Genomic DNA, 14,814 nt, shown 5'->3' on the forward strand with positions numbered 1-14,814 from the left:
CAAGCCGGCAGGCCTTTCGAGCAGGCGATCAGGCGGCCAGGCACTTCAAGAAGCCATCGACATCCGCTTCGGTGGTCGCGAAGCTGGTGACGAGACGGATCAGGGTTTCGCTTTCGGAAACGAGTTCGGGCGTTGCCGCCGGGACCGGCCACTCGTAAAATTTGGCCCCCTTTTCCTCCGCAATTTTTGCGGCACTTTTGCTGACCACAGCAAAGACTTCGTTGGATGCGGTCGGCCAGGCGAGGCGAGCCGAGTTGCTCGTGCCGATACCGGCGCGCAGCCGGTCGGCCATGCCGTTCGAATGACGGGCGAGATCGAGCCAGAGACCGTCTTCGAAATAGGCATCGAACTGGGCGGCGATGAAACGCGACTTGGAGAAGAGCTGGGCGGCGCGCTTGCGGATGAACGGCATTTCCCGGGCTTGATCCGGATTGAAGAAGATGATCGCTTCGGCACACCAGCAGCCGTTCTTGGTGCCGCCGAAGGACAGCATGTCGACGCCGCGCTTCCAGGTCATTTCGGCCGGGGTGGCGCCGAGTGCAACCAGGGCGTTGGCGAAGCGGGCGCCATCCATGTGGAGCGGCAGATTACGCTTCCTTGATATGGCGGCGATCTCACCGATCTCCGGCAGGGAATAGACGGTGCCGATCTCGGTCGCCTGGGTGATGGTCACGGCGCTGGCGCGGCCGTGATGGACGGCGTCCTCGGGAAAGCTTGCGATCTTCGCCGAAAGTTTCGCCGGGTCGATCTTGCCGGCTTCGCCGTCAACGGCAACGAGGCGGGCGGCGCCGGAGAAAAATTCCGGCGCACCGCATTCATCCTCGATCACATGGGCCTCGGAATGGCAGAAGGTGATGCCGCCCGGGCGCTGGACGCTTGCCAGCGACAGCGAGTTGGCGGCCGTGCCGGTGGCGACGAAGAAGATCGAAACCTCACGCTCGAAGATCTCGGAAAAACGGGCTTCGACCTTTCTGTCGAGATCACCGGCGCCATAGGCGGCGGCAAAGCCGGTCGATTCCGTCAGCAGACGTTCGGCAATGGATTTGTGGGCGCCGGCCCAGTTATCGGAAGCAAAGAACATGTGGGGAAACCGTGAGAAAGGAAGGGGGTGGCAAGTCCGCAGCGGACATTACGCCAAAGCTTCGCAGGATCAAGGTTGTCGCCTGCGACACATCACGGAAATTGAACTACGCAATCAATAAAAAAAATAAGACGGCGCAACGTAATTTTCTTTCGTCATCGCCGCTACCCAGGCAATCTTCCGTCGCAAATTGACGTTTTTTGACGGAGCGCTCTTGCAGAGCCGAATGCTTTCTGGCATAGAACTGATGAATTAGGACAGTGTTGCTGTCCTATTTTGGCCTTTATGACCGAAGAGGCGCCGAAAGCCCTGGAACAGACCGGCTTTCACGCTATAGTTCTTCCGAGCGTCAGGCCTCAAGGGCGGCGCGCGGAGGCGAATGGCAGGCGCGGAACGCGACGGTTTGCTTTCCTTTAAAGCAGATGTCTGCGGCCGATCTTCACAATGCAACAGCGCTGTCATGCGCCGAACCTATCTTCGGGTTGCGGCGCGGGACGAAAAGCCGCCCGCGGCCCCGCGGGCTTCGACAGGAGGAAAGATGATGACGAAGACGCCATCCATGGAAGTTGACCGGTTTGCTGCTGCAGAGCTGCGCGCGACGGCCAATATGTCCAAATCCGCCTCCGGCCTGCCGAAGAAACAGGGCCTCTACGATCCGCGCAACGAACATGATGCCTGCGGCGTCGGCTTCGTCGCGCATATGAAGGGCCAGAAGTCACACCAGATCGTCAAGGATGGCCTGTTCATCCTTGAAAACCTGACGCATCGCGGCGCCGTCGGCGCCGATCCGCTGATGGGTGACGGCGCCGGCATCCTGGTGCAGATCCCCGACCGTTTCTTCCGCGAGGAGATGGCCGAGCAGGGCATCACCCTGCCGCCGGTCGGCGCATATGGCGTCGGCCATATCTTCATGCCGCGCGATGAAAAGCAGATCGAGCACTTCAAGAAGGTGATCAAGGACGTCATCACCGAGGAAGGTCAGGTCTTCATCGGCTTCCGCGACGTGCCCGTCGACAATTCCTCGCTCTCCAAGGCGCCGGCCATTGCCGCAACCGAGCCGCATCATGTGCAGGTCTTCATCGGCGCCGGCGAGGATGCCGAAAACAACGACGAATTCGAGCGTCGGCTGTTCACGCTGCGCAAGGTCATCTCCAACCGCATCTATGACGAGTTCGACGGCGAGGAGAGCAATTTCTATCCGGTGTCGCTGTCGTCGGCGACGGTGGTCTACAAGGGCATGTTCCTGGCCTATCAGGTCGGCGTCTATTACAAGGACCTGTCGGATCCGCGCTTCGAAAGCGCGGTCGCCCTGGTGCACCAGCGCTTCTCGACCAACACCTTCCCCTCGTGGAAGCTCGCGCATCCTTACCGCATGGTCGCCCATAACGGCGAGATCAACACGCTGCGCGGCAACGTCAACTGGATGGCGGCGCGCCAGGCCTCGGTCTCCTCGCCGCTGTTCGGCGAGGACATCTCCAAGCTCTGGCCGATCTCCTACGAGGGGCAGTCAGACACGGCCTGCTTCGACAACGCGCTCGAATTCCTGGTGCGCGGCGGTTATTCGATGGCGCATGCCGTGATGATGCTGATCCCGGAGGCCTGGGCCGGCAATCAGTCGATGGCGGCAGAACGCAAGGCCTTCTACGAATATCATGCCGCGCTGATGGAGCCCTGGGATGGGCCGGCTGCCGTCGCCTTCACCGACGGCAAGCAGATCGGTGCGACGCTCGACCGCAACGGCTTGCGGCCGGCGCGCTACCTCGTCACCGATGACGACCGAGTCATCATGGCGTCCGAAGCCGGCGTGTTGCCGGTTCCGGAGGAGAAGATCATCCAGAAGTGGCGACTGCAGCCGGGCAAGATGCTGCTGATCGATATGGAAGAAGGCCGCATCATCTCCGACGACGAGGTGAAGTCGCAGCTTGCGACGGCGCATCCCTATCGCAGCTGGCTCAACCGCACCCAGCTGATCCTCGAAGACCTGAAGCCGGTGGAGCCGCGGGCGCTGCGCCGCGACGTGTCGCTGCTCGACCGCCAGCAGGCCTTCGGCTACACGCTCGAGGATACACGCATCCTGATGTCGCCGATGGCGACGACCGGCCAGGAGGCGATCGGCTCGATGGGCACGGATACGCCGATCTCGGCGATGTCGGAAAAGCCGAAGCTGCTCTACACCTATTTCAAGCAGAACTTCGCGCAGGTGACCAATCCGCCGATCGACCCGATCCGCGAGGAACTGGTCATGAGCCTGGTTTCCTTCATCGGGCCGCGGCCGAATATTCTCGACCACGAGGGCGCGGCGAACGCCAAGCGGCTCGAGGTTCGCCAGCCGATCCTGACCAATGGCGATCTCGAGAAAATCCGTTCGATCGGCCATACGGAAGACCGTTTCGACACGAAGACGCTCGATTTCACCTATGATATCGAGCGTGGCGCCGAAGGCATGCCCGAGATGCTCGACCGGCTCTGCGAGCGCGCGGAAGCGGCCGTCAAGGGCGGCTACAACATCATCGTGCTCTCCGATCGTCAGATCGGGCCGGACCGGATCGCCATTCCGGCACTGCTGGCGACGGCTGCCGTGCACCATCACCTGATCCGCAAGGGGCTTCGCACCTCGGTGGGTCTCGTTGTCGAGACCGGCGAACCGCGCGAGGTCCATCATTTCTGCCTGCTCGCCGGCTACGGCGCGGAGGCGATCAACCCTTATCTCGCCTTCGACACGCTGCTCGACATGCATGCCAAGGGCGAATTCCCGAAGGAAGTGGATGCTTCCGAAGTTGTCTACCGCTACATCAAGGCAGTCGGCAAAGGCATCCTCAAGGTCATGTCGAAGATGGGCATCTCGACCTACCAGTCCTATTGCGGTGCGCAGATCTTCGATGCGATCGGCCTGCAGTCGGAACTGATCGACAAGTATTTCTTCGGAACCGCGACGATGATCGAAGGCGTCGGCCTCGAGGCGATCGCCGCAGAAACCGTCGCCCGCCATAACGCGGCCTTCGGCACCGATCCGCTTCTTGCCACGACGCTCGACATCGGCGGCGAATATGCCTACCGCATGCGCGGCGAAAGCCATGCCTGGACGCCGGATGCGGTCGCCGCCCTTCAGCATGCCGTGCGCGGCAATGCCGAGGATCGCTACCGCGAATTCGCCGATATGGTGAACAATTCGGCGCTGCGCATGAACACGATCCGGGGGCTCTTCAAGATGAAGAGCGCCGAGGCGCTCGGCCGCAAGCCGATATCGATCGACGAGGTCGAGCCGGCGGCCGATATCGTCAGGCGTTTCTCGACCGGGGCGATGTCCTTCGGCTCGATCTCCAGGGAGGCGCATACGACGCTGGCGATCGCCATGAACCGGATCGGCGGCAAGTCGAACACCGGCGAGGGCGGCGAGGAATCCGACCGCTACATGCCGCTGGCCGATGGTTCGATGAACCCGGAACGTTCGGCGATCAAGCAGATTGCGTCGGGCCGCTTCGGGGTGACCACCGAATATCTCGTCAATGCCGACGTGCTGCAGATCAAGGTGGCGCAAGGCGCCAAGCCTGGCGAAGGCGGTCAGCTGCCGGGTCACAAGGTTGACGCGACCGTTGCCAAGACCCGCCATTCGACACCGGGTGTCGGCCTGATTTCGCCGCCGCCGCACCACGACATCTATTCCATCGAAGATCTGGCGCAGCTGATCTACGATCTGAAGAACGTCAACCCGACTGCCGATGTTTCGGTCAAGCTCGTCTCTGAAGTCGGCGTCGGCACGGTTGCCGCCGGTGTCGCCAAGGCACGCGCCGACCACATCACGGTCGCCGGCTTCGACGGCGGCACGGGCGCGTCGCCGCTGACGTCGCTCAAACATGCCGGCAGCCCTTGGGAAATCGGCCTTGCCGAGACCCAGCAGACGCTGGTGCTGAACGGGCTGCGCTCGCGCGTCGCCCTGCAGGTGGACGGCGGGCTGAAGACCGGCCGCGACGTCATCATCGGGGCGCTGCTTGGAGCCGACGAGTTCGGCTTTGCCACCGCGCCGCTGATTGCCGCCGGCTGCATCATGATGCGCAAGTGCCATCTCAACACCTGTCCGGTGGGTGTGGCGACCCAGGATCCGGTGCTGCGCAAGCGCTTCAAGGGCGCGCCGGAGCACGTCATCAACTATTTCTTCTTCGTCGCCAACGAAGTGCGCGAAATCCTCGCCTCACTCGGGTTCACCCGGCTCGACGAGATCATCGGCGCCTCGGAGCTTCTGGAAAAGGACGAGATGCTGAATCACTGGAAGGCGAAGGGCCTCGACTTCAGCCGTATCTTCCACAAGGTCGACGCTCCCAAGGAAGAGACCTTCTGGACGAGCCGGCAGAAGCACCCGATCGACGACATTCTCGACCGCGTGCTGATCGAGCAGGCGCAGCCGGCACTGACGGCCAAGACGCCCGTCGCCTTCGAGGTCGGCATCAAGAACGTCGACCGGTCGGCCGGAGCAATGCTTTCCGGCGAGGTCGCCAAGCGCTTCCGCCATCGCGGGCTGAAGGAAGACACGATCAATGTGACGCTTCGCGGCACGGCGGGGCAGAGCTTCGGCGCCTTCCTGGCGCGCGGCGTCACTTTCAACCTGATCGGTGACGGCAATGACTATGTCGGCAAGGGCCTTTCAGGCGGCAAGATCATCATCCGGCCGCCGGAGAATTCGAGGATCGTGGCCGAGGACTCGATCATCGTCGGCAACACCGTGCTTTATGGTGCGACCGAGGGCGAATGCTATTTCCGCGGTGTGGCAGGCGAACGTTTCGCCGTGCGCAATTCGGGCGCGATCGCCATCGTCGAGGGTGTCGGCGACCATGGCTGCGAATACATGACCGGTGGCGTTGTCGTCGTGCTTGGCGCCACGGGCCGCAACTTCGCGGCCGGCATGTCCGGCGGTGTCGCCTACGTGCTCGATGAGACCGGCGATTTCGCCAGCCGCTGCAACATGGCGATGGTCGAGCTCGAGCCGGTGCCCGAGGAGGACGACATGCTGGAGAAGCTGCATCATCACGGTGGTGACCTCATGCACAAGGGACGCGTCGACGTCTCTGGCGACATGACGCGCCATGACGAGGAGCGCCTCTACCAGCTGATCTCCAACCATCTGCACTATACGGGCTCGGCCCGCGCCACGCAGATCCTCGACAACTGGGCCGACTACCGTCCGAAGTTCCGCAAGGTCATGCCGGTCGAATACCGTCGGGCGCTCGAGGAAATGGAGCGCAGCCGGATGGGCATCGCCGCAGAATGAATTGCACCGGGACATCCGTCACCAGCTGACTGCAGGTGACGGATGACGAAAATATCTCAATGACCCGTGACGATCATACCGACGGCGAAGGCTGTTCAGATCGCACGGATGTCTTGCAGGGGATATGGTCCAATGACGGTCAAGACAAGCAACTTGCCCCGGGTACCGGGACTGACGATAGACAGATTGGCTGCGGTGAGGCGGTCATGAGGGTAAGGGACGAAAACATGGGTAAGGTAACAGGGTTTCTGGAAATCGACCGGCAGGTGGCGAAATACCAGCCGGCGTCGGATCGTATCCGCCATTTCCGCGAGTTCACGATCCCGATGTCGGACCCGGAAGTGCAGAAACAGGCCGCGCGCTGCATGGACTGTGGCATCCCCTATTGCCACGGCCCGACCGGTTGCCCTGTTCACAACCAGATTCCCGATTGGAACGACCTCGTCTACAACAACAACTGGGAAGCGGCGATCCAGAACCTGCATTCCACCAACAACTTCCCCGAGTTTACCGGTCGCGTCTGCCCGGCGCCCTGCGAGGAAGCCTGCACGTTGAATCTCGAGGATGCGCCGGTTGCCATCAAGACGGTCGAACAGGCGATCGCCGACAAGGCCTATGAGCTCGGCTTCATCCGGCCGCAGCCGGCGACGGTCCATACCGGCAAGAAGGTCGCCGTCATCGGCTCCGGCCCCGCCGGCATGGCGGCTGCCCAGCAGCTCGGCCGCGCCGGCCATGAGGTGCATCTCTATGAGCGCGAGACCAAGCCGGGCGGCCTGCTGCGCTACGGCATTCCCGATTTCAAGATGGAGAAGAACTTCATCGACCGCCGCGTCGAGCAGATGAAGGGTGAGGGCGTCACCTTCCATTGCGGCGTCAATGTCGGCGTCGACGTCAAGGTCGAGCAGTTGCTCGCCGATCACGACGCCGTTCTTTACTGCGGTGGTTCCGAGACGCCGCGTGAGGCGGGCATTCCGGGCACCGACCTTGCGGGCGTGCATGATGCGATGCCCTATCTGGTGCAGCAAAACCGCCGCGTCGGGCGGGAGAACATCGACAGCGTCGGCTGGCCGTCGGACCCGATCCTTGCCGGCGCCAAACATATCGTCGTCGTCGGCGGCGGCGATACGGCTTCGGACTGCGTCGGCACGGCCTTCCGCCAGGGAGCCGTCAAGGTCACACAGCTCGACATTCGGCCGCAGCCGCCGGAGAAGGAAGACAAGCTTGCCGTCTGGCCCTTCTGGGCGACGAAGATGCGAACCTCCTCCTCACAGGCCGAGGGTGCCGTCCGTGAATTCCAGGTGGCGACTCTTGAATTTGTCGGCGAAGACGGTGTGCTCACCGGCGTCAAGTGCTGCGAGGTCGACGAACGCCGGCGGCCGGTTCCAGGTACGGAATTCGTCATCCGGGCCGATCTCGCCTTCATCGCCATCGGTTTCCGCGGGCCGTTCACCGGCAGCGTGCTGAAGGAGCTCGAGGGCAAGCTGACGCTCAACACCGACAAGCGCGGCTCGACCAACGTCGTCGCCAACGATCGCGACTACAAGACTTCGGTCGACAAGTTCTGGACGGCGGGTGACGTGCGCCGCGGCCAATCGCTGGTGGTCTGGGCGATCCGTGAAGGCCGCCAGGCAGCGCGCGCCATCGACGAGGAATTGATGGGTTCGACCGTTCTGCCGAACTGACCATCGGCCGCACACCTTCCCGAAGACCACGAACTCCGCCCCTCCGGCGGAGTTTTTTCATGGTGCGCCGCGCTGTAGTGCGACCGCTTGACGCGGAGGCCGTGCGCCGCAAGCCTCAGGCAATACCTGGAAGCGATTTTTCGCCGGACGCGGGCTCAGGAGGAGCCGGCGGCGACCGAAGCGGAGATGCCCCGCCGTTTTGGCCGTAACGCATTTCACCATCGGCCGCGGCATGAGACCGCGAATGATCGACAAGGACATTTCCAATGGTTTCCGCACTTGACAGCACGCGGCTGGTTTCGGCCCAATATGCTCTGAAAAACCTCCGCGGCTCCGACGACAGCTCGCAGGACACGCAGAGTTCGTCGGCCGCCAGCATTCTGAGCGCTACGGGCTAGATTCGAGTTCCGCCTCGCTTCTTTCCAACCAGGCTCTTTCCGGGCTGCTCGACACGCTTTCGGCCCAGAGCGACACGCCTGATGAGTCCGAAACGACGGGTGATAGCGCCGACGTCACTAGCGCCTCCTTCATGTCGATGCTGAAGCAGCAGCTGCAGGATGCGGCTGCGGCCGAAGGCGAGAGCGGCAAGGCGCACGACATGCTGGCTGCCCTGGAAGCGGGCACGCTCACCATCACGGATCCGACGCAGGGTGTGTCGGTCAACGCCTGGGATGTCGACGATCCCGATGAGGCGGACACTGAGAGCAAGGCCGGCAAGGAGATTGATGTCAGCGGCTGGAGCGACTTCCTCGATGCGCATCTGGAGCGCGGCTCCGACGGCGCCTTCGTCAAGGAAAACGGCAGCTATGTGGACCAGACGAACGACAGCAACGCCTTCTTCGGCCTGATCGGCTCGAACTACTATTATCTGAGCTGGCCGCAGGCGACGGCGAAGTAGACGGGACGAAGCGGAGGGCCGCGCGCGGTCTCTTTTATTTGACCGAGACTTCGGCCGGCGCCTTTGCCACAGGCAGGCGGTAATCATCGACGCGGCCGGGAGGCGCGGGCGTCATTTCGCCCTGCTCGACCAGGAGGTCGCGCGGCGACCGCGTCAAAGCCATCGGCGGCGGCCTGGCGCCGAGAAGCTCGGCGCCGCCATCGAGATTGGGATCGGAGAGGCTGATCGGCACGGTATGTTCGACCGGATTGTCGGGAAGGCCGAGACCGGGCAGATTGCTGGAGTCGAGGCGGACCAGATCGGGACTAGCCTGCGTGCCGAGAAGACGCCGGGCGGGCTTCTCCACATAGAAGGCCAGCTTGCGCCGGCCGGCCTGGGTAAGGTTGATGCCATCTGAGGTGCGCAGGCGCACCTGCTGGCCGTTCACATCCGAGCCGGTGACGATGAAGTTGCCGTTTTCGTCGACGAAACCATCCCAGATATCGACGAATTCGCCGCCGATGCTTTCGACCTGGTTGCGGTAGAGCTGGTTCATCTGGACGGCATCGGCCGTCATCGAATCGGATTCGAAGGCGGGAAGGCCGACCCAAAGCAGCGGGATCTTGCGGCCGGTGACCTCTTTGCCGAAAGAAAGGACACGGCGGCGGTATTCGGTGAACCAGCCATCGGTGCGGAATTTCTCCTTGGCGGTATCGGTCACCATCTGCTGGCGGTCGTTGGCGCCGATCATGACGACGACCATTGCCGGCTTCAGCTCGTCGATCATCTTCGGCAGCTGTTCCGGCCAGTCGTAATAATCGTCGCGGACAAGGCCTGAGGAGACGTTGCCGCGGGCTTCGACGACGACGCCTGGCGAGGTCTCGAAGGCGGCGGTGAGGCCGTCGCCGAGGCCGCTGGCCAGGAAATCGCCGACGATCAGGATCGTTCGGGCGTCACCGAGCTTCTGCACCGCCGGCTCCTCTTCGACGGTCCGCAAGGGTGGCGCGGTGCGGGTATTGACCACGGCCTTCGGTGGCGGTGGGCGCTTGCGCTGCTGGCGCCTCGGCTGCTGGACATCAGGGGCTTGCGGCGCATCGTCGAGATAGCGTCGGCCGAGGAAAAAATCGAGGATCGACCGGCGCTGATAGCGCTGCTCCTGGGCTTCGGCGACATGCACCGGCGCAAGAGCGCCAAGGCATAGCGAAGCCGCCGCCAAGGCGAGCACGAGCCAACGGATTGGGGTGCGATCAGTTTTCTTCGTCATGGGCAGTTCCGCATCTGCCGGCATCTTGCACACAGGGTAGGCCAGCGTCCACTCCCGCTACTATCTAGGTCACGGTTCTGCCTGTTGTAGAGCATCATGCCGAAAAGTGTGTGGGGTTTTGGGGCGGTATCATGCCCTACTTCGTTGATCGAAATGCGGATTGAGATTTCCGGCCGGTCCGGCCGGGATCATCCCGATCTAGCGGCGCAGTGCGTTCAGAAGCGGCAACGAGGGCTCACCGTCCGGCTGCATGCCGATGCGCGACTGGACGGCTGATATTGCCGCCTTCGAACCCGACCCGAAATTGCCGTCGACCTCGCCATTGTAATAGCCGAGCGTCTTCAGACGGGTCTGCAGCTCGAATTTCTCGGTGATGTCGAGTGCGCCGTCCGGGCGCGGCCAGCGCTGTTGCATGCCGCCGTAGCCGGCGATCTGGTCGGCCAGCAGCCCGACGGCAAGCGCGTAGCTATCCGAGGCATTGTAGTTCTTGATGGTGAAGAAGTTGGCGGTCATCAGGAAGCCCGGGCCACTGGCCCCGGCCGGCATCTTCAGCATGGCTTTGGTGGCGCTCTCGCGGAAGGCCTTGCCGTTCGGGCGTGTCAGGCCGAGTGCCGCCCATTGGGCCAACGTATGGGTCTTGCCGGCCTGCTTGGCGACTGCGGCGGGAACGACGACCTCGTAGCCCCAGGTCTTGCCGGTGTCCCAGCCGTTCTTCATCAGGAGATTGGCCGAGGTCGCCAGCGCGTCGGGGACCGAATTCCAGATGTCGCGGTGGCCGTTGCCGTCGGCATCGACGGCATAAAGCAGGTAGCTTGTCGGAATGAACTGGGTGTGGCCCATGGCGCCGGCCCAGGAGCCGGTCATCTCGCGTGCCGGCACATCGCCGTTCTGCAGGATCTTCAGTGCCGCGACCAACTGCTTCTTGGCGAATTTGGCGCGGCTCGGATCGGCGTAGGCAAGCGTTGCCAGGGCGCGCGGCACGTAGTGCAGCCGGTCGTCCTTGTCGAGAACCGCGCCATAATTCGATTCCATCGACCAGATGGCCAGCAAAATGGTCTTGTCGACGCCGAAACGCTGCTCGATCGCAGCGAGCGTCCTTGCGTGTTTGGCAGCCATCTCGCGGCCGATCTTGACGGTATAGGGGTTGACGCGGGAATCGACATAGTCCCAGATCTTCGAGGTGAATTCCGGCTGGTAGGCCGCCTTTTCGAGTACGGTCGGATCGGGCTCGCTCACCCCGGAAAAGGCCTTTTGATAAGTTGCCTTACTGATGCCACTCTGAGCGGCAGTTTGGTAAAAATCCGCGATCCATTTCTGGAAGCGGGAATCAGCTTTCGCGTTGTCGGGGACCAGTGCCACCTGGGCAGCGACAATGAGGGCGAGAGCAAGACCACGAAGGGAGTTTTTGTGATTCTGGGTCATCGACAGTCGTATCCGTCATCTTCAGTTTCTGGTGCAGCGGGGCATCCTATCCGCCCAGACCCGAGACTACAGGAACGGAGTCAACAAAATCTTTACCATGGCGATCCGCTGCGGTCACCATTTGCAAAACAGTAGCAATTCTATACTAGTTAAAGCTAAAAAGCTCTATTTCCAAAGCGATGTGATCGAAGCAGGAGGCCGGGTGTGGCTCAACACAACAAAGTTCGTAAAGCAGTATTTCCGGTTGCCGGGTTGGGAACGCGATTCCTGCCGGCGACAAAGGCTGTTCCGAAGGAAATGTTGACCGTCGTCGACAAGCCAATCATTCAATATGTCGTCGATGAGGCGATCGAGGCCGGGATCGAACATCTGGTCTTCGTCACCGGACGCAACAAGCACGTCATTGAAGATTATTTCGACATCCATTTCGAGTTGGAACAGACGCTGCGCGAGCGCGCCAAGAAGGCTGAAATCACCCTTCTCGCCCAGCAATTGCCGAAGGCCGGCACGGTGAGCTTCACCCGTCAGCAGGAGCCGCTCGGCCTCGGCCACGCCGTCTGGTGCGCCCGTGAGATCGTCGGCGACGAACCCTTCGCACTGTTGCTGCCCGATATGATCATGAAGGGCGACAAGGGCTGCATGAAGGGCATGATCGACCTCTACGGCCAGAGCGGCGGCAATATCATCGCCGTCGAGGAATGCGCGCCCGACCAAGCGCACAAATACGGCATCGTCGGCGTCGGCGAGGCGATCGGCGACGGCTTCCGCATCACCGGCATGGTGGAAAAGCCCGCCAAGGGAACGGCGCCTTCCAACTTCTTCATCAACGGCCGCTACATCCTGCAGTCTGAGATCTTCAAGATCCTCGAAACCCAGGAGCGCGGCGCCGGCAACGAGATCCAGCTCACCGACGGCATGCTGAAGCTGCTGAAGGAACAGGATTTCGCCGGTTACCACTTCCGCGGCGCGACCTACGACTGCGGCGCCAAAGACGGCTTCATCCTGGCAAACGTCGCCTTCGCCCTCGAACGCGCCGATATCCGTCCGTCCGTCGAAGGCGGCTTTAGAGAGCTGCTCGCCGGTCTGAAGTAAGCTTCCCGCTCAGCGCATAATTCCGAAGATCGGAATCGAGAGCGCCGCGTATCCAACCGGGTACGCGGCGCTCAGCGTTTCAGCTTGAGGCCGACGCCGGCTCGCCATTGCTGCGAATCGCTGCCTTCCTTGCGCGTCGTCAGCTCGTAGCCGAGTGTGCTGGTGAGATCGAGATAGCGGTTGATGTTCCAGGTAAGGCCGGTCGCAGCGGTATAGACGAGCTCGTCGTTGATGGTGCTATCCGTCGGATAATCGCGCCATATTACGCCACCGATCATCGTGCCGACCAGATTGTCGCGCAACTGGTGGGTGACCGTCGTCGTCAGCGCGTGCGAAACGTAGCCGCTTTCGCCCGCCGTGGTCGAGGGCTGGATGCTCGTCTGCAGGTCGAGATTGACATCGGTGCCGCGGATCGGCGACCAGAGCAGGCTTGCATCGAGTGTGGCCGTATCGATCGAGGATAGCCGGCTGTCTTCGAAATCCGCCATCTCGTAGCCGACACCGACTTCGCCCTTCAGCTTTTCACCGAGATCGACCTCGACGCCGGCCTTGGCGCCGTAGCTATGGCCCGAACGCTCGTAACCGGCGGAGTCTTGCGTTTCGTCATAGACCGTGCGGCCGATGTTGGCCTCGATGAAGGGGATGAGCGCGGGTGACAGTTCGTAGCCGACACGGCCACGCAACGTGCCCGTCGTCTGATTGCGGTCGCTGAGGGAGACGGTCGTGCCGTTCGAGAGTTTAGCGTCCGAATAGATCGAGCGTGTCAGCGCAAGTGCAGTCGTGCCGCGCAGGATGCCAAAATCGCGCTGGACGGAGGCGCCGGCCGAAAATTCCTGGACGTCCGACTGCTGAGCGGCGTTGGCGATGGCGTCGGGATCGTCCGTATCCTCGCGGTAGAAATTGTAGCCAGCGGTCAGGTGCGCGGTCGTATCGTCGGGAAGATCCAGCCTGAGGTCGCTGTTGATCTTGAAGGAAGGCTGTTCCTCACCCTCGCCGCTGACATTCTTCTGCCAGGCGCCTTCCGAGGTCACGGTCAACTGATGCCGGCCCCAGTCCGAGGTCAGGGTCGCTGCCGCATCCGTTTCGAGAAAGGCGCGCCGCTGCGTCGTATTGCCGTCCTTGGTGGTCTCGGTGTTGATGCTCTGGGTGACGCTCGGGCGGAGCACAAACGTGCCGATCGGGATTCCCGGCGTTTCCTCTGTCGAGGCGCCTTCGGCAGCCCTGCGGCGCGGCAGTGCCTCATCGACCGGCGCTTCACGGGTGTTCAGCCGGCGGATGTCCTCGTCGAGGATGGAGCCGGTAATGTCGTCGCCGGCTTGGGCATCCGGTATGGCGGGCCGCTGCTGGGCATCGTCGGCGTTCGCAGTCGCGCCGTTTGCCGCAGGAGTGGCGGTATCGTCGGTCTCGTCATCGAAACCGGCGGCGGATGCCGCATTGTTGGTGGCGCGGTTGTCCTGAGAGGTGGCGGAGCGGCTGTTTGCGGGCTGCGAGGCGGACTGCGCGAAGGCTGGCGTCTGGCTGAGAAGCAGGCCAGTGAGCACGGCAAATGAGACGGCACAGCTCATGGCGCGGAGCGGCGTCACACTGCTCGTCTGTTTTGGCTGGCCCATGCAATTCGCGCCTGACATGCTTTCGGTTCTTACCCAAAGGTAAAGCCTTGTGGTTAACCATTCGTTGCCGGCGGCCGGCGCTGTTCACAATTCGGAAAGACTGCGGGGTGGACTTGGAAAGTGAAAAGGTCTAACGCAACTTCATGAACAGAAGAGCGATCAACCTCGTTGAAAACAGCGTGCTCGAGTCGGCAAAACGCACGATAGAGACCGAAAGACGCGGTCTTGAAGCGCTCGAACAGGCCTTTGACGATGGCTTGGCCGGTCCTTTCACCCGGGCCGTCGAAGTCATCGGCGACATCTCCGGACGCGTGATCGTCACTGGCGTCGGCAAGAGCGGGCATATCGGCGCCAAGCTGGCGGCGACATTTGCCTCAACGGGAACGCCCGCCTTTTTCGTGCATGCGGCGGAGGCCAATCACGGCGATCTCGGCATGATTGCGCGCGACGACGTCGTCTTGGCGATTTCCAAAGGTGGCGAGAGCGCCGAGCTCAAGAGTATCATTTCCTTCACGCGGCGCTT

8 protein-coding genes and 1 pseudogene are annotated in these 14,814 nt (G+C 62.3%); 5 read left to right on the top strand and 4 right to left on the bottom strand.

Annotated elements, in window-relative coordinates:
* Positions 1-28 precede the first annotated feature (28 nt).
* Positions 29-1,081 (bottom strand): threonine aldolase family protein, encoded by a 1,053-nt coding sequence (locus AC1D2N_RS20190; RefSeq protein ID WP_130759011.1) that lies wholly within the window; start codon positions 1,079-1,081, stop codon positions 29-31.
* 538 nt (positions 1,082-1,619) lie between these two features.
* On the opposite strand from AC1D2N_RS20190, the gene gltB reads away from it, so the two are divergent.
* From gltB to AC1D2N_RS20205, 3 genes and pseudogenes are all read left to right on the top strand, one after another.
* Entirely contained in the window at positions 1,620-6,344 is a 4,725-nt protein-coding gene (gene gltB, locus AC1D2N_RS20195; protein ID WP_197728320.1) for a glutamate synthase large subunit, read from the top strand.
* Positions 6,345-6,571: 227 nt separating this feature from the next.
* A complete protein-coding gene (locus tag AC1D2N_RS20200) occupies positions 6,572-8,026 on the top strand; it encodes a glutamate synthase subunit beta (RefSeq protein WP_026188524.1) in 1,455 nt (484 codons plus the stop codon).
* Positions 8,027-8,292: 266 nt separating this feature from the next.
* Positions 8,293-8,924 (top strand): annotated as a pseudogene (locus AC1D2N_RS20205) (hypothetical protein).
* 34 nt (positions 8,925-8,958) lie between these two features.
* Here the strand turns inward: AC1D2N_RS20205 and AC1D2N_RS20210 are convergent.
* Both AC1D2N_RS20210 and AC1D2N_RS20215 read right to left on the bottom strand, forming a co-directional pair.
* Complete coding sequence (locus tag AC1D2N_RS20210) at positions 8,959-10,191, bottom strand: SGNH/GDSL hydrolase family protein (protein WP_182565039.1); 1,233 nt, start codon at positions 10,189-10,191, stop codon at positions 8,959-8,961.
* A gap of 174 nt (positions 10,192-10,365) precedes the next feature.
* A complete protein-coding gene (locus AC1D2N_RS20215) occupies positions 10,366-11,589 on the bottom strand; it encodes a lytic murein transglycosylase (protein WP_130653050.1) in 1,224 nt (407 codons plus the stop codon).
* Between the two features lie 204 nt (positions 11,590-11,793).
* Here AC1D2N_RS20215 and galU point away from each other — a divergent pair, with 204 nt between their 5' ends.
* Positions 11,794-12,681 (top strand): UTP--glucose-1-phosphate uridylyltransferase GalU, encoded by an 888-nt coding sequence (gene galU / locus AC1D2N_RS20220; protein ID WP_477981840.1) that lies wholly within the window; start codon positions 11,794-11,796, stop codon positions 12,679-12,681.
* Positions 12,682-12,752: 71 nt separating this feature from the next.
* Here the strand turns inward: galU and AC1D2N_RS20225 are convergent, their stop codons facing one another.
* The gene (locus AC1D2N_RS20225; RefSeq protein WP_130653049.1) at positions 12,753-14,291 is read right to left on the bottom strand and encodes an outer membrane beta-barrel protein; all 1,539 of its coding nucleotides are present in this window, start codon (positions 14,289-14,291) and stop codon (positions 12,753-12,755) included.
* 143 nt (positions 14,292-14,434) lie between these two features.
* Here AC1D2N_RS20225 and AC1D2N_RS20230 point away from each other — a divergent pair.
* On the top strand, positions 14,435-14,814 hold a 380-nt coding region (locus AC1D2N_RS20230; RefSeq protein WP_477981843.1), incomplete at its 3' end, for an SIS domain-containing protein.

This window comes from Rhizobium sp. P1_B8 (assembly GCF_056406515.1).

What these genes read in the sequence shown, in the direction of transcription:
- AC1D2N_RS20190 (WP_130759011.1), bottom strand. Translation starts at nt 1,081, where the DNA reads ATGTTCTTTGCTTCCGATAACTGGGCCGGCGCCCACAAATCCATTGCC.
- gltB (WP_197728320.1), top strand. Translation starts at nt 1,620, where the DNA reads ATGATGACGAAGACGCCATCCATGGAAGTTGACCGGTTTGCTGCTGCA.
- AC1D2N_RS20200 (WP_026188524.1), top strand. Translation starts at nt 6,572, where the DNA reads ATGGGTAAGGTAACAGGGTTTCTGGAAATCGACCGGCAGGTGGCGAAA.
- AC1D2N_RS20210 (WP_182565039.1), bottom strand. Translation starts at nt 10,191, where the DNA reads ATGCCGGCAGATGCGGAACTGCCCATGACGAAGAAAACTGATCGCACC.
- AC1D2N_RS20215 (WP_130653050.1), bottom strand. Translation starts at nt 11,589, where the DNA reads ATGACCCAGAATCACAAAAACTCCCTTCGTGGTCTTGCTCTCGCCCTC.
- AC1D2N_RS20225 (WP_130653049.1), bottom strand. Translation starts at nt 14,291, where the DNA reads ATGGGCCAGCCAAAACAGACGAGCAGTGTGACGCCGCTCCGCGCCATG.